Annotated in this window: 15 protein-coding genes and 1 tRNA gene; 11 read left to right on the top strand and 5 right to left on the bottom strand. The window is 70.8% G+C overall.

Features of this window, described 5'->3' with window-relative positions; genetic code table 11:
• Positions 1-136 precede the first annotated feature (136 nt).
• From AB0M20_RS07625 to AB0M20_RS07615, 3 genes are read left to right on the top strand one after another with little or no spacing between them, the layout of a single operon-like run.
• A complete protein-coding gene (locus AB0M20_RS07625; RefSeq protein WP_364295377.1) occupies positions 137-1,132 on the top strand; it encodes an LLM class flavin-dependent oxidoreductase in 996 nt (331 codons plus the stop codon).
• A gap of 42 nt (positions 1,133-1,174) precedes the next feature.
• Complete coding sequence (locus tag AB0M20_RS07620) at positions 1,175-2,050, top strand: GNAT family N-acetyltransferase (RefSeq protein ID WP_364295374.1); 876 nt, start codon at positions 1,175-1,177, stop codon at positions 2,048-2,050.
• Positions 2,047-2,664, top strand: coding sequence for an MOSC domain-containing protein (locus tag AB0M20_RS07615; protein ID WP_364295371.1), 618 nt, complete (start codon positions 2,047-2,049; stop codon positions 2,662-2,664). The genes AB0M20_RS07620 and AB0M20_RS07615 overlap by 4 nt, the downstream gene beginning before the upstream one ends.
• Here AB0M20_RS07615 and AB0M20_RS07610 read toward each other — a convergent pair.
• Positions 2,661-3,272, bottom strand: a complete 612-nt coding sequence (locus tag AB0M20_RS07610) for an SRPBCC family protein (protein ID WP_364295369.1) — start codon at positions 3,270-3,272, stop codon at positions 2,661-2,663. The genes AB0M20_RS07615 and AB0M20_RS07610 overlap by 4 nt on opposite strands.
• A gap of 39 nt (positions 3,273-3,311) precedes the next feature.
• Positions 3,312-4,538 carry an aspartate aminotransferase family protein gene (locus tag AB0M20_RS07605; protein ID WP_364295366.1) on the bottom strand — a complete coding sequence of 409 codons (1,227 nt, stop codon included), beginning with the start codon at positions 4,536-4,538 and terminating at the stop codon, positions 3,312-3,314.
• Positions 4,539-4,616: 78 nt separating this feature from the next.
• On the opposite strand from AB0M20_RS07605, the gene AB0M20_RS07600 reads away from it, so the two are divergent.
• Positions 4,617-5,507, top strand: a complete 891-nt coding sequence (locus tag AB0M20_RS07600; RefSeq protein ID WP_364295363.1) for a LysR family transcriptional regulator — start codon at positions 4,617-4,619, stop codon at positions 5,505-5,507.
• 15 nt (positions 5,508-5,522) lie between these two features.
• Positions 5,523-5,990 carry a hypothetical protein gene (locus AB0M20_RS07595; RefSeq protein WP_364295360.1) on the top strand — a complete coding sequence of 156 codons (468 nt, stop codon included), beginning with the start codon at positions 5,523-5,525 and terminating at the stop codon, positions 5,988-5,990.
• Here the strand turns inward: AB0M20_RS07595 and AB0M20_RS07590 are convergent.
• A complete protein-coding gene (locus tag AB0M20_RS07590; RefSeq protein WP_364295357.1) occupies positions 5,974-6,597 on the bottom strand; it encodes a maleylpyruvate isomerase family mycothiol-dependent enzyme in 624 nt (207 codons plus the stop codon). The genes AB0M20_RS07595 and AB0M20_RS07590 overlap by 17 nt on opposite strands.
• Here AB0M20_RS07590 and AB0M20_RS07585 point away from each other — a divergent pair.
• Positions 6,514-7,503 carry an RNA polymerase subunit sigma-70 gene (locus AB0M20_RS07585; RefSeq protein WP_364295380.1) on the top strand — a complete coding sequence of 330 codons (990 nt, stop codon included), beginning with the start codon at positions 6,514-6,516 and terminating at the stop codon, positions 7,501-7,503. The two genes, AB0M20_RS07590 and AB0M20_RS07585, sit on opposite strands and share 84 nt — an antisense overlap.
• Before the next feature lie 315 nt (positions 7,504-7,818).
• Here the strand turns inward: AB0M20_RS07585 and AB0M20_RS07580 are convergent.
• A tRNA-Tyr gene (locus tag AB0M20_RS07580) sits at positions 7,819-7,899 on the bottom strand.
• A gap of 138 nt (positions 7,900-8,037) precedes the next feature.
• Between AB0M20_RS07580 and AB0M20_RS07575 the strand changes: the two genes are divergently transcribed.
• The 3 genes from AB0M20_RS07575 to AB0M20_RS07565 are packed head-to-tail and all read left to right on the top strand — an operon-like array spanning position 8,038 to position 9,656.
• Positions 8,038-8,532, top strand: a complete 495-nt coding sequence (locus tag AB0M20_RS07575) for a YajQ family cyclic di-GMP-binding protein (RefSeq protein ID WP_364295354.1) — start codon at positions 8,038-8,040, stop codon at positions 8,530-8,532.
• A gap of 30 nt (positions 8,533-8,562) precedes the next feature.
• Complete coding sequence (locus AB0M20_RS07570) at positions 8,563-8,859, top strand: hypothetical protein (protein WP_364295351.1); 297 nt, start codon at positions 8,563-8,565, stop codon at positions 8,857-8,859.
• A complete protein-coding gene (locus tag AB0M20_RS07565) occupies positions 8,856-9,656 on the top strand; it encodes a sulfurtransferase (protein ID WP_364295348.1) in 801 nt (266 codons plus the stop codon). Before AB0M20_RS07570 ends, AB0M20_RS07565 begins: the two co-directional genes overlap by 4 nt.
• On the opposite strand, the gene AB0M20_RS07560 is transcribed toward AB0M20_RS07565, so the two are convergent.
• Positions 9,644-10,039 carry a hypothetical protein gene (locus tag AB0M20_RS07560; RefSeq protein WP_364295345.1) on the bottom strand — a complete coding sequence of 132 codons (396 nt, stop codon included), beginning with the start codon at positions 10,037-10,039 and terminating at the stop codon, positions 9,644-9,646. The genes AB0M20_RS07565 and AB0M20_RS07560 overlap by 13 nt on opposite strands.
• 256 nt (positions 10,040-10,295) lie before the next feature.
• On the opposite strand from AB0M20_RS07560, the gene AB0M20_RS07555 reads away from it, so the two are divergent.
• Together AB0M20_RS07555 and AB0M20_RS07550 are read left to right on the top strand one after the other, a co-directional pair.
• The gene (locus AB0M20_RS07555) at positions 10,296-10,454 is read left to right on the top strand and encodes a hypothetical protein (RefSeq protein WP_364295342.1); all 159 of its coding nucleotides are present in this window, start codon (positions 10,296-10,298) and stop codon (positions 10,452-10,454) included.
• Positions 10,455-10,510: 56 nt separating this feature from the next.
• Positions 10,511-13,033, top strand: a complete 2,523-nt coding sequence (locus tag AB0M20_RS07550; RefSeq protein ID WP_364295339.1) for a sensor domain-containing phosphodiesterase — start codon at positions 10,511-10,513, stop codon at positions 13,031-13,033.
• Positions 13,034-13,091 lie beyond the last annotated feature (58 nt).

Genomic DNA, 13,091 nt, shown 5'->3' with positions numbered 1-13,091 from the left:
CGCGACGACGGGCGAGACCTACTTCTGGCCGATCTGGCTCGTGGTGCCCGGTGTCGCGCTGGGCGCGACGACCATCGGGGTCCAGGCCGCACGGCGGGGCCGTCGCCGCTGATCAAGACCGGTGTACGTTCGAACGATGGCGCGCGTACCACTGTCGGTCCTTGACCTGGCCACTGTCCGCGAGGGGCACTCGAGCACCGACGCCCTGCGGAGCACCGTCGACATCGCCAGGACAGCGGACGACCTCGGGTATGCGAGATTCTGGGTCGCCGAGCACCACAACATGCCCGCCGTGGCGTCCACCGCGCCCTCCACGCTGATCGCCGCGGTGGCCGCGCAGACCGCGCGGATCCGGGTCGGCTCGGGCGGTGTGATGCTGCCCAACCACATGCCGTTCGTGGTGGCCGAGCAGTTCGCGCTGCTCGAGGCCCTGTTCCCGGGCCGCATCGATCTCGGCATCGGCCGCGCGCCGGGCACCGATCAGGCGACCGCGACCGCCCTGCGCGGCGTCTCCCCGCACCTGACCGTCGAGCAGTTCCCGTCGCACCTCCAGACGATCCTGGCGCTGCTGTCGGACACCCCGGATCTGTCCCTGCGGGCGACGCCGGCGCCCACCTCGTACCCGGAGATCTGGATGCTTGGGTCCAGCACCTACGGCGCGCAGGTGGCCGCGGCGCTCGGGCTGCCGTTCTGTTACGCCTACCACTTCGCGATGAGTTCCGATGTGGACACGGCGCTGCGCCTCTACCGGGAGGGCTTCCGGCCGTCGCCGTGGCGCGCCGAGCCGCACGCGATGGTCAGCGCCTCGGTGATCGCCGCCGATACCTCCGAGGAGGCGCACTTCCTGGCCGGTCCGAGCCGCATCATGGCGCTGAGCCTGCGCACCGGCCGGCTCGGCCCGATCGTCTCGCCCGACGACGCCGCCGCCCGTGAGGTGTCCGATCTGGACCGTCAGATCCTGGAGCAGTTGCCGGGTACGCAGTTCGCCGGCACCGCCGAGGAGGTGGTGGACGGCCTCGACGCCCTGGTCGAGCGCACCGCCGCCGACGAGCTGATCGTGGCCGGCACGGTCTACGACCCGGCCACCCGCCAGGACACGCTGACCCGCCTGATGAAGGCCTGGACGGCATAAAATCGCGTGCTTTCCCACCGACCGCGGACGAGGCTGACGCACATGAGCTGGCACACTTCCGGCGACGTCGACGAGTTCCTCGCGCGGGCCGGCGACTTCCTGAGATCGCGGCCGGTCGAGAACACCATGCTGCTGACCCTCGCCGACACGTTGCGTACGCGCGGTCCGCACGCCTTCGGCCCGGACGACCCGATCTTCGGCTGGTGGGCCGAGGACGCCGGCGTCGTGCGGGCGGCGTTCCTGCAGACCCCGCCGTGGCCGGTGCTGCTGACCGCGATGCCGCCCGGTGCCGTCGCAGCGCTGGTGGAGCTGCTCGCGGGCCGCCCGGTCGGGGGCGTCAACGGGCTGGTCGCCGATGCCGAGGAGTTCGCCGCCGCCTGGAATCGGCCCTACCGGCCCGGCATGCAGACGCGCCTCTACCGTCTCGACGAGCTGACCCCGCCCGGCCCCGGGCCGCCCGGCGCCGCCCGGGTCGCCACCGCGGGCGATCGCCGGCTGCTGATCGGCTGGCTCGAGGCGTTCCACCTCGACATCGGCGAGGTCCGGCGCGACGTCGAGGACCAGGTCGACGACAAGCTCGCGTACGGCGGCTTCCTGCTCTGGGAGGTCGACGGGCAGCCGGTCGCGCTGGCCGGACGCACCCGCCCGGAGGCCGGCATGGTCCGGGTCATCGCCGTCTACACTCCGCCCGATCTGCGTGGCCGCGGGTACGGCGGCGCGGCCACGGTCGCGGTGACCCGGGCGGCGCTGGACGAGGGCGCGACCGACGTGGTGCTCTTCACCGACCGTTCCAACCCGACGAGCAACGCGCTGTACCAGAGACTGGGCTACCGTCCGGTCCAGGACCGGACCGTGCTGGAGTTCGAGTCGTCCTCCTCGCCGGCACCGCCCACGACCGGAGTGAAGGCGGCCTCATGAAGATCCTGTCGGTCAACATCGCGGTGCCGATGCGCAGCACGGCCAAGAACGTCGGCATCACCGGCATCAACAAGCGCCCGGTCGACCACCCGGTCGAGGTGCGCGCGCCCGGCCCGAAGAAGGTCGGCCTGCACAGTGGCCTGGTCGGCGACCAGATCTTCGACGTGGCCCACCACGGCGGCGACGACCAGGCGGTCTACGCGTACGCCCGGGAGGACTACGACTGGTGGGAGCGGGAGTTGGGGCGTCCGCTGCCCGACGGCATGTTCGGCGAGAACCTGACCACGCTCGGGCTGGACGTCAACGGCGCGGTGATCGGCGAGCTGTGGCACATCGGCGCCGAGCTGGTGCTGTCGCCGACCTTCGGCCGGATCCCGTGCGCGACCTTCCAGGCCAGGATGGCGGAGCCGCGCTGGGTCAAGCGCTTCGCGCGGGAGAACCGGACCGGCGCCTATCTGCGGGTGGTCACGCCGGGCACGGTGCGGGCCGGCGACCCGGTGCGGGTCACCGACCGGCCCGCGCACGGCGTGACGATTGCCCGGGCGTTCCACGCCCACATGTTCGAGAGGATCGAGCTGCACGACCTGATCGCCCGCGCAGCCGAGGCGGCCTAGCCCTCCGGCGCGAACTGCGCCAGCGACATCTGACGCCCGCCCTCGACCTCGTCGGGCGTCGCGCCGGCCTCCCGGACCACGTCGGTCCAGAGGTCGATGGACGCCTTGGAGACGGCGATGACCTCGGGGGAGTTGGCCATCTCGCGCGGGTCCCCGGCGATCTCGTCCGCGAGGTGGAGCTCCAGGCCGAGGAACGCGCCGTCCCACCCGGGCCCGACGAAGAGCGCCCCGGCCACGCTGCCGGCCATGGCGACGGGGACGGTGTGGTCGAGCGTCAGCTCGGTCTCCGACTCCACGGCGGTCAAGGTGAGCTGAAGGATGCTCTCCGGTCCGCCGAAGGTCGTGCGCAGGCGCGCCGGCGGTGAGCACTCGAGGATCTCTCCGCCGGCGTTGCCCTCGAGTTGATAGGCCCCGCCCTCCTTGAGCTCGCCGCTGATCGGCATGAACCAGCGGGCGATCCGGCCGGGATCGGTCAGGCACTCCCACAGATCGGCGGGATCGGTGGCGTAGGTGCGGCGCATTGTCACCCGGACGATCTCCCCGAGGTCGGAGTTGTCGCGGGCGACGGCGCGGTGGGTTTTCGCAAGGTCAGCAATCAGATCTCTCACGCCGTCCACAATACAAGCAGCTGCTAATATACGCCAGCCCTAATAATTGGCAGAGCCCAGCGCCTCGTCGAGGATCGTCAGGCCCTCCGTCAGCTCGTCCCGCGTCGCCGTCAGTGGGGGAGCGATCCGGAAGACGCCGACCATGCCCGGGATCTGCACGACGTTCATGTGCAGGCCCAGCTCCAGGCATCGCGTGGTGACCGCCGCGCCGACCTCGTCCGAGATCAGCTCCAGGCCCACCAGCAGGCCGCGGCCCCGGACGTCGGTGATCCCGTCGTGCTTCGCCGCCAGCGACCGCAAGCCGTCCTGCAGGAAGGCGCCGAGCTCCGCGGCGCGGTGGTCGAGCTTGTCGCGTTCCAGCACGTCCAGCACCGTGTTGCCGACCGCCGCGGGCAGCGGGTCGGAGACGTGGGTCGTGTAGAAGAGGAAGCCCCGCTCGTGAGCCGTCTCTTCGATCTCGGCGCTGGTGATCGTCGCGGCCAGGGGGAGGCCGGCGCCCAGCGTCTTGGACAGGGTCAGGATGTCGGGGACCACGCCGTCGCGTTCGAAGGCGTACCACTGGCCGGTGCGGCACAGACCGGTCTGTGCCTCGTCCAGGATCAGCAGCATCCCGCGCTCGCGGCACTTGTCCTTGAGGGCGGCCAGGTAGCCCGGCGGCAGGTCGATGACGCCGCCCGAGCTGAGGATCGGCTCCACGATGCAGGCCGCCAGGCTGCCCACCGACTGGGCGTCGATCAGCTCGAACGCTTCGTCCAGCCGGCGCTGCCAGTCCGTCTGCCGGAACGGCACCGGGATCGCGTAGTTGCCCGGCGTGGCCGGCCCGTAGCCCTTGCGCCCCGCGCTGTAGGTGGCGTTCGCCGCGGCCTGCGTCATGCCGTGCCACGACCGGGCGAACGACACGATCTCGTGCTTGCCGGTGACCAGCTTGGCCATCCGGATCGCTGCCTCGTTGGACTCCGCGCCCGTGGTCAGCAGCAGCACCTTCGTCAGCGGCTCGGGGAGCGATCCGGCCAGCCGCCGCGCCAGCTCGACCACCGGCTCGCTGAGCATGCCGCTGAAGAGGTGGTCGAGCGTCGCCACCTGCCGCTGCACGGTCGCCACCACGTCCGGATGGCTGTGCCCGAGGATCGCGCTCATCTGCCCCGAGGTGAAGTCCAGCAACCTTCGCCCGGACTCGGTCCACAGATAGCTGCCCTGCGCTCGCGCGATCATCTCCGGGCTGAACCCGCCGGCGCCCGAATACCGGATCAAATGCTCCACAACCATTGACTCTGGGGTACGTGGAGCATCGGGTCCATCTGACAAATCCGTTCAGGCTGTTAAGCAGCGCCGTACAGTGCCGGGATGGCCCTCAACCCGTGGCGGCTGCGCCTGCTGGCCGAGCTGGAGGCGCACGGGACCGTCCGTGCCGTCGCGGCCCGCGGCAACCTCAGCCCGTCGGCGGTGTCGCAGCAGCTCAGCGTGCTCGAGCGGGAGACCCGCAGCCGGCTGATCGAGCGCACCGGCCGCCGGGTCCGGCTGACCGCGGCCGGGGTGATCCTGGCCCGCCGGGCGCGCGAGATCCTCGCCTCGATGGACGCGGCCGAGGCGGAGCTGCGGGGACTGGGCGAGGAGCCGGCCGGCTCGGTGACGCTGGCGGTCTTTCAGAGCGCGGTGCATTCGCTGGCCGTTCCGGCGGCGGCGCGGCTGTCCCGGGCGTACCCGGATCTCGAGGTTGTGATCCTGGAGGTCGAGCCGCACGAGAGCATGCGGGCGCTGCGTGGTGGCGAGGTCGACGTGATCGTCACGACGACCGACTTCGCGGGCGCGGAGCTGGACCCGGCGATCGATCTGGTGACGATCGGCGCCGACGCGGTCGAGCTGGTGCTGCCCGAGACGCATCCGCTGGCCGCGCACGACACGATCGACCTGGCGACGTGCGCGGACCAGCGCTGGACCTTCGAGCTGACCGGTTCCTACATGTCCGAGCTGGCCACCCGGCTGTGCCACGAGGCGGGCTTCGAACCGCGGGTGGTGTGCCGGTTCAACAACTACATGATCGCCTTGCAGCACGTGGAGGCCGGCCTGTCGGTGACGCTGCTGCCCTCGCTCGCGGTGGACAGCCGCTTCCGCGTGGTCACCCGCCCGCTGCGTCCCGCCGTCCCGCGCCGGATCGTCGCCGGTGTCCGCCGCGGGGCGGGCGACCAGGCCGCGGTCACCGCCCTCCTGGACGACCTCCGGCACGCGATGGCCTAGTACTACCCTGCATCGGTGAGCATCGTTGAACCGCAGCCGGGCGAGCGGGAGCTTCGGCCGGGAGGCGGCCGGCGGCTGCGGCGCGTCTTCGCCGTGACACTGGTTGCGGGCGTCGGACTGATCGTCGCCATGATCGCTGTAGCGATCAACACCCCCCTCGAGGCAAGGTGGACGCGCCTGGCCGGCACGCTGGCCGTGTTCTCCTTCGGGTTTCTGATCTTCGCGGTGCTCAGGGGCTTCAGGGCCGTGACCGGTGACCGGGTGTCGACCTCCGCCGCCGAACGCTCGGCCCAGCTGGCCCATGTCGGCCGGGCGTGGGGCCGGGGGGCGGCGGCCCTGGTCCTCCTGGTCGGTCTCGGACAGTGGCTCCTCCAGGACGTCGACTGGGCCTGGCTCCTTGGCCTGCTCTTCGCGACGCCGGCCATGCTGCTGGGGTTCCTCAACGACTCCGTCCGCCGCATCGGTTTCATGCTGTTCGGGTGAAGCGACCGGCTTCGGTCCCGATCAGGCGGTCCGCGGGCAGGCGGCGGCCGCAGACGGCCAGCAGCAGGTCCTGCGCCGGCCCGTCGACCGGCTTCCCGCTGCCGTAGCTCCAGTCGAGATCGGTGGCCCGCAACTCGACGCCGTCGAGGTCGGTGCCGAAGAACGCGACGTTCTTCGGCCGCAGCTGGTCGAGCACGATCTTTACCCGCTCGACCGGCACCCGCCGGGGCAGGCCGAGGCCAACCGTGATGTCGAGCCCGTGGATGACGTCGTGCGACAGCGCGCCGGCGGGCCCGCCGCCGGGCGGGACCCACGGATGCTCGACGTTGTCCCGCAGACAGGCCAGCAACTCGGCGGAGGTCATGTGCTCCGCATCCCGCCGAGCGCAGCGGTCCGCCATCCGGTTGACGTCGCCGCGCGCCTTGAGCAGCTCGAACATCACCCGCGGCAGGGAAGCCCGGTAGGCCATCGTCGTATGCGCGACGACCTCGCGCACCCGCCACCCTTCGCACAGCGTGGGCGCATTCCACTGCTCCTCGGACAGCCCGCCGAGCACGTCCGCCAGATCTCGTCGCTCCGCCGCCACGGCGGCCCTGATCTCATCCATGTCAGACCTACGACGCGGAGGGGTGAAACTGATCGGATGGACCTCGAGCATTTCCGGGTGGAGCTGACCGGCTACTGCTACCGCATGCTCGGCTCGGGCTTCGAGGCCGAGGACGCGGTGCAGGAGACGTTCGTCCGGGCATGGCGATCGTCGTACGACGACCAGCGCGCGTCGCTGCGTACCTGGCTCTATCGCATCGCCACCAATGTCTGCCTGGACATGCTGCGCAGCGCGCAGCGCCGCGCCTTGGCGATCGATCTGTCGCCGGCCGCGTCACTGGGCGCGGATCTCGGCGAGCCGGCGCCGGACTCCGCCTGGGTACAGCCGGTCCCGGACCTGCGGGTCCTGCCGGAGGACTCGGCGGTCATGCGGGAGTCGATCCGCCTGGCGTTCATCGCGGCGCTGCAGCACCTGCCGCCGAAACAGCGGGCGGTTCTGATCTTGCGGGATGTGCTGTGCTGGCAGGCGTCGGAGGTGGCGGAGCTGCTGGACACGTCGGTGGCGTCGGTGACGAGCGCGCTGCAGCGGGCGCGGGCGGCATTGCCGGCGGTGCCGGGCGAGGCGCTCGACTCGTCGCAGGCGGAGTTGCTGGAGCGCTACTGCGCGGCCTTCGAGTCGCACGACGTGCCGGGCCTGGTGGCGCTGCTGCACGAGGACGCGACGATGACGATGCCGCCGTTCGTGTGGTGGCTGCAGGGCAGCGGCGACATCGCGGCGGCCTTCGCAACAGATGCCTGCGAGGGCGCCCGCCTGACCCCGGCAAGGGCAAACGGCTCCCCGGCCTTCTGGCAGCTCAGAGACGGCAGACACTTCGGCTTGGTCGTCCTGGACATCCGCGACAACCGAATTGCGGGCCTGACCACGTACTTGAACGCGGCGGCATTGCTGCCGCTCTTCTCGAGCTGACGACCGAGCCGGAGCGGACCATTGCCCAAGACGGACTACCTCAACGACCCCACGGCGCCCGAGCCCAAATCGTTGGACGCGATGGCCCAGCGACGCGGCCGCAACCATTGGACGCGGGCGCAACCGCTGGACGCGGGCGCAACCGCTGGACGCGGGCGCAACCGCTGGACGCGGGCGCAACCGCTGGACGCGGGCGCAACCGCTGGACGCGGGCGCAACCACTAGATCGCGGGGCGTCCGGGGGCTCGGCCCCCGGAGCAGAATGACGAGCGGCCCCGGTCCGCGCTTTCCGCGGACAGAGGCCCCCGACGCTTGTGGCGGGTAGAGGATTCGAACCTCTGAAGCTTTCGCGACGGATTTACAGTCCGCTCCCATTGGCCGCTCGGGCAACCCGCCTCGTGGCACAGCCACCGCCGGGACGAGCCCCTGCGATGGCAGCGGAGAACAGAATAACCGTCTGCTGAAGACCCTCCGCAACCGGGTACGGTCGGCATGTCGCAGAGCCGCGCGCACATCGAGACACGGAGTTTGATCATGGCAGCCAACCCGTCCTTCGACATCGTGAGCAAGGTCGACCGGCAGGAGGTCGACAACGCCTTCCATCAGGCGGAGAAGGAGCTCGGGACCCGCTTCGACTTCCGGGGCACCGGCACCACGCTCGCCAAGTCGGGCGAGGAGGGCGTCACCATCACCTCCGAGACCGAGGAGCGGGTCAACGCAGCCCTCGACGTCTTCAAGGAAAAGCTGGTCAAGCGCAACATCTCGCTCAAGTCGCTGGAAGCCGGCGAGCCGCGGCAGTCCGGCAAGACCTACAAGATCGACTGCAAGGTCGTCGAGGGCATCGAGGCAGACAAGGCCAAGGTGATCAGCAAGAAGATCCGCGACGAGGGCCCCAAGGGCGTGCAGGCGCAGATCCAGGGCGACCAGCTGCGGGTCACCGGCAAGAAGCGCGACGACCTGCAGGCCGTGATCGCCCTGCTCAAGCAGGAGGACTTCGGCGTCGCCCTCCAGTTCACGAACTACCGGTGAGCCGGGCGGCAGAAGCCGCAAAATCAAGACATGACGGGTACGTGGACTCTCGTAATCGGTGGCGCGATCGGCCTGGCCCTGGCTGTGCTCGGCGTGAAGGTGCTGGTCACCGGCAAGGCTCCGGCCGCCGTCGGCCGTTCCTTCCGCACCACCCGTGACGCGGGCTTCTACCACCTGCTCTTCGGCCTGGGCCTGATCCTGCTGGTGGCGGGCACCAGGCTCCCGGGCGATCGGACCGGCATGGTCACCGCGGTCATGGCGGTGCTCCTGGCGGGCTTCGCGGTGATCAAGTACAGGCCCCGCAAGAAGGATGAGGTGCCGAAGTGATCGATCCGGTCGTCGATCTGGCGGACGTGCCGGACGGGGCGGTCTTCGCCGACGTCCGCTACTACCTCGACGGCCGGCTGGGCCGCGACGCCTACGCGGGCGGGCACATCCCGGGCGCCGTCTTCGTCGACGTCGACCACGACCTGGCCCGGCACGGCGCCCCGCCGACCGAGGGCCGTCACCCGCTGCCCGATCCGGAGCTGTTCGCGGCGCACATGGCCACGCTCGGCATCTCGGATGAGGACCTGGTCATCGCGTACGACGACAGTGGTGGCGTGATGGCGGCCAGACTGGTCTGGATGCTCCGGGCCACCGGCCACGCGGCGGCGCTGCTCGACGGCGGGCTGTCCGCGTACCCGGGGGAGTTGGAGAAGGACCCGGCACGGCGCCCGCCGGCGCAGTTCACTCCGCGGCCGTGGCCCGCGGAGCGGCTGGCCACCATCGACGACGCCGACGGCGGCGAGTTCGTCGTGCTGGACGCCCGCCAGGCCGAGCGGTTCCGCGGCGAAGTCGAGCCGATCGACCCGCGAGCCGGCCACATTCCCGGGGCCCGCAGCGTCCCGACGAGGGAGAACGTCGACGAGAGCGGTCGCTTCAAGGGCAGGGCGGAGCTGCGGGAGCGCTTCGCCGCCGCCGGTGTGACCGACGCGAGCGACGTCGTCTCCTACTGCGGCTCGGGCGTCACCGCCTGCCACAACCTGCTCGCCATGGAACTGGCCGGACTGCGCGTGGGCCGGCTCTACCCGGGCTCCTGGTCGGCCTACAGCCACACGGACCGGCCGGCTCAGTCGGGCTGACCGGCCAGGCCGCGCGCGGAGGAGGCCGAGTCGGGGTCCAGGCCGGTGTATCCGGTCTCCTCGTGCTGGCGGGCCTGGTCCTCGATCCAGCGGTTGTGCGCCTCCCAGGCGGCCTGCTTGCTGCTGCCCAGCGCGGCGCCGATCTGGGTCCAGGACGCTCCGGCCGCCCGCGCCGTGCGGACCATCGCCTGGCGGCCGTAGCCGGCCTTGCGGATGACCACCTCGCTGAGCGCCAGCAGCTCGAGCGACTCCTCGCGGCTGAGCGGCGGTGCGACGCCCTCGGCGTCCATCGCGGCGAGAGCCTCCCGCATCCTCAGATCGTCGTAGCGCGTTGTGGCCGTGGAGAGCGTATGACGGCGTTCCAGTTCGTCGGGAGACTCCATGAGAGCAGCCTCTCGTCAAGCCAGCTTGACGTCAAGATACCCTGACGGAGTGGTACCGAATCCGACTCGCATCTGCCTCTAAACCGGGCGCAAACCAGTCAATTTTGCGGGTCTGAGTTCCGCACTGGACTCAACCGTTCAGCCACGATTTCCGTCGGTGCGGCCCCGTCCCGGCCTGGGACGCTGCCCGACGGACAGGGGGTGTGGCACCATCATCACACCCCCAACGGTCACACCTTCGTTCGAGGAGAACTTGATGTTCGCAAGGAAGCTGGGCCGCCGTATCGCCGGCCTCGCACTGGTGCTCGCCGCCGCCATCGGCGGAGTGAGCGCGGCCAGTGCCGCCTACGCGGCCGGGGGGCCCGCCGAGTCCACCCCGGTGTCCTTCACGCAGCAGGACTTCATCTGGGTCTGAGGTCTGGGCGTAGCGCTTTGCCTGCGCCGGGCAGGTCAAATCTCTGAGGGAGTGAGATGACGGGCCGTCCAGCGCCGCGGCGGTCGCCGCAGTACGCCTGGCTGATCACCAACCCTCTCGCCTGTGCCGCCCTGCTCACCGCCATCGGGTTCTGGATCAAGCAGCCCGACTGGTGGCAGGAGTGGCGGGGCGGTCTGGTCGCACTGGTCTTCCTGACCGTCGCCAACATCGGCGTGTTCAACGTGGTCGTCCGCCGGCAGGGCTTCAGCGTGGTGGTGACCGAGATCCCCATGGTGATCTCGCTGTACTTCCTACCGCCGGTGATGGTGATCCTGGTCAGCGGGCTGGCCATGGTGGCGGTGCAGTTCTATCAGAAGCTGCCGCCGATCAAGCTCTGGTTCAACGTGGCCAAGGCGGCCGCCGCCGCCTCGACCGCGGTGCTGGTGATCGCCCCGTTCCGGCCGCTGCCCGACGTCGGCCCGCGCACCTGGCTGATCCTCTTCGCGGCGATGATGGCTGCCGCCATCGTCTCGCCGCTGTCCTTCGCCGGCGTGATGGCGATCCTGCAGGGCCGGCATGCCGGGCAGGAGGCGCTGAACGCCGGGGGCGCGACGCTGGTCACCGCGGCCGCGAACACCGTCATCGGCCTCGTCTTCCTGATCGCGCTGAACGCGACGTTGTGGTCCGCCGTCCTGCTGGCCGTGCTGATCGCCGCGCTGTTCATCGTGCTGCGCTCGTTCGCCGAGTTCTTCCGTCAGCACCGCACCCTCGCCGACGTCTACGAGTTGACCCTCGCGGTCCGCGAGCACGGCGCCGACGGCGGCCTCGAGGACGTGCTGCTCGGCCGGGTCCGCGCGCTGATGCGCTCGGAGTACGCGACGCTCTGGCTGCCCGCCCAGGGCCGCCACCCCGAGGTGCTGCTCACCGCCCGGGTCGACGACGCCGGCCTGCTGGACATCTCGCCCACCCCGGCCGCGGTCCGCGAGCGGGCCATCGCCACCGAGCACGCGGTGGCGGTCGGCAGCCGATTCGCCGAGACCGATGACCTGCGGCCACTGCTGCGCGAGGCGGGGCTCCGGGATCTCATGGTCGTGCCGCTGCGGTCCGGCCAGGTCACGGTCGGGACGCTGGAGGTGACTAACCGGCTCGGCGGCCAGACATACCGGGTCGCGGACGTGCAGGTGATGGAGACGGTGGCCGCGCACGCCGCGGTGGCGGTGGAGAATTCGCGGCTGGTCGACCGGCTCCGCTACGACGCGTACCACGACCGGCTCACCTCGCTGCCGAACCGGCGGCGGCTCACCGATGCACTGTCCGAATCGGTCAAGGTGCGTGCGCCCGGCGAGGTGGTCGCGGTGCTCGCCTTCGATGTGGACGGTCTGCGCGACGTCAACGAGTCGATGGGCCACGCGGCCGGCGACAAGCTGCTCGCCGAGGTCGCCAAGCGGCTCAAGGGCATCGCCGGGCCGGGCGCGCTGGTCGGCCGGATCGGCGGCGACGAGTTCGTGGTGACGCTGCGGGCGGAGAGCACCGAGGCGACCGTCCAACTTGCCACCGAGATGCGCGAGCAGCTGCGCGGACCGCTCATGGTGGGCACGCTCACCCTCGACGTGGACACGGCGGTCGGCGTGGCGGTTCAGCCCGACCACGGTGACGACCCCGAGTCGCTGCTGCGCCGTGCCGAGCTCGCCGCCAACGCGGCCAAGGTCGTGCCGTACGGCGTGCAGCTCTTCCACCCGGCGCTGGAGTCGCGCGCGGTCCGGCGCCTCGGCCTGGCCGGCGAGCTGCGCAAGGCGCTGGAGAACGGCGAGCTCGAGGTCTACTTCCAGCCCAAGGTGACGATCGGCGACCGGCACCTGGTCGGCGTCGAGTGCCTGGCGCGGTGGAACCACCAGGCGCACGGCGAGGTGGCGCCGGAGGACTTCATCGCGGTGGCCGAGCACACCGGTCAGCTGTCGCGGCTCACCGAGGTGGTGCTCACCGAGGGGCTGCGCCGCTGCCGCGAGTGGGCGGACGCGGATCGGCCGCTGGCCATCGCGGTCAACCTGTCGGCTCGTACGCTGCTCGACCCGCGCTTCCCGAACACGGTGCACGGGCTGCTCAAGCAACACCGGGTGGCGCCCGAACAGGTGACCTTCGAGATCTCCGAGCCCGGCATGCTCGGTGACATCGAGCGCACCCTGCCGGTGCTCTATCAGCTGCGCGACCTCGGCGTGCGGCTGAGCGTCGACGACTTCGGCACGGGCGCGTCGTCGCTGTCCTATCTGCGGCAGCTGCCGGTGCACGAGGTGAAGATCGACGACAGCTTCGTGCAGGGCATGGCGACCGACTCCGGCGACCTGGCCATCGTCCGGGCGGTGATCAGCCTGGCGCGGGAGTTCCGGCTCACCGTGGTGGCCGAGGGCGTGGAGAGCGAGCTCACCCTCGACCTGCTCGAGGAGATGGGCTGCGAGATCGGTCAGGGCTACCTCTTCAGCCGGCCGCTGCCGTACGAGCGGCTGGAGGCCTGGTTCGGCGCTCAGACCGAGCCCGAATCGACCCCGACCGGAGAGGTGCGCCGGCTGCGAGCAGTCATCTGACCTGAGCCGGCTGGTCGTCGCTCCGCTCCTCCGGCAGGTCGCCTGATGACCGGTGAAT

This window comes from Actinoplanes sp. NPDC051633 (genome assembly GCF_040681735.1).
GTDB lineage: Bacteria > Actinomycetota > Actinomycetes > Mycobacteriales > Micromonosporaceae > Actinoplanes.
The sequence above is the reverse complement of the archived record's forward strand: the minus strand, read 5'-3'. Positions and strand labels throughout refer to the sequence as shown.